Source organism: Peribacillus sp. SIMBA_075 (assembly GCF_046534585.1).
In genome coordinates this window covers 1-268 of record NZ_JAWRYN010000703.1, presented here as the reverse complement: position 1 = coordinate 268, position 268 = coordinate 1, and the positions used below count along the sequence as shown (strand labels likewise).

The 268-nt window shown below is 41.8% G+C and carries 1 protein-coding gene; it reads right to left on the bottom strand.

Annotated features, from left to right (window positions below; translation table 11 throughout):
* Window positions 1–268, bottom strand: a 268-nt coding sequence (locus tag SB775_RS30015) for a GerAB/ArcD/ProY family transporter (protein WP_410864899.1), incomplete at both ends; no start/stop codon positions are given.

The window sequence follows — 268 nt, the reverse complement described above, 5'->3', positions numbered from 1 at the left end:
GATGAAAAAGAATTGTGCTGTCCTCCCTAATACTTCCCCCCCTCCTTTGACTGCGAGTGCAGCAACCAACACCATACTGATCATGACAACACTAATTGGTGTTCTCGTGAGGAAATTGCCAACGACAAATTCAGCGTAGCCTCTTACAATCAGACCAGTCAGATGTAAATAGAAAAAAATAAAAAAGAGACTCACGACCTTGCCAAGAAATCTCCCCAAAATGGTTTGACTGTATTGGATTATGGATTGATTCGGATATAACTGGTGC